Source organism: Methylobacterium sp. E-066 (genome assembly GCF_022829635.1).
In the GTDB taxonomy this organism is placed as follows: Bacteria; Pseudomonadota; Alphaproteobacteria; order Rhizobiales; family Beijerinckiaceae; genus Methylobacterium.
This window is the reverse complement of the sequence record NZ_JAKSYO010000159.1, coordinates 1-929: the sequence shown is the minus strand read 5'-3', so window position 1 is coordinate 929 and position 929 is coordinate 1. Positions and strand designations below refer to the sequence as shown.

Sequence of the window (929 nt, the reverse complement as noted above, 5' to 3'; positions counted from 1 at the left end):
CGCACCAAGCCGCACTGCAACATCGGCACGATCGGTCACGTCGACCACGGCAAGACGTCGCTGACGGCGGCGATCACGAAGGTCCTGGCGGAGACGGGCGGGGCGACGTTCACGGCCTACGACCAGATCGACAAGGCGCCGGAGGAGAAGGCGCGCGGGATCACGATCTCGACGGCGCACGTGGAGTACGAGACGGCCAACCGGCACTACGCCCACGTCGACTGCCCCGGCCACGCCGACTACGTGAAGAACATGATCACCGGCGCCGCCCAGATGGACGGCGCGATCCTGGTGGTGTCGGCGGCCGACGGCCCGATGCCGCAGACCCGCGAGCACATCCTGCTGGCCCGCCAGGTCGGCGTCCCGGCGCTGGTGGTGTTCCTCAACAAGGTCGACATGGTCGACGACGAGGAGCTCCTGGAGCTGGTCGAGCTCGAGGTGCGCGAGCTGCTGTCGAAGTACGACTTCCCGGGCGACGACATCCCGATCACCAAGGGCTCGGCGCTGATGGCGCTGGAGGACAAGGAGCCCAAGATCGGCAAGGAAGCCGTCCTGGCGCTGATGGAGACGGTGGACAGCTACATCCCGCAGCCGGAGCGCCCGATCGACCTGCCGTTCCTGATGCCGATCGAGGACGTGTTCTCGATCTCCGGCCGCGGCACGGTGGTGACGGGTCGCGTCGAGCGCGGCATCGTCAAGGTCGGCGAGACGGTGGAGATCGTCGGGATCCGGGCGACCACGACCACGACGGTGACCGGCGTGGAGATGTTCCGCAAGCTGCTCGACCAGGGCCAGGCGGGCGACAACGTCGGCGTGCTGCTGCGCGGCACCAAGCGCGAGGACGTGGAGCGCGGCCAGGTCGTGTGCAAGCCGGGTTCGGTGAAGCCGCACACCAAGTTCAAGGCCGAGGCCTACATCCTGACCAAGGA

The 929-nt window shown here is 68.0% G+C and carries 1 protein-coding gene; it reads left to right on the top strand.

Annotated features, from left to right (window positions below):
• Positions 1-929: elongation factor Tu (tuf, locus tag MKL20_RS21795; RefSeq protein WP_244038420.1), on the top strand; the 929-nt coding region annotated here is incomplete at both ends.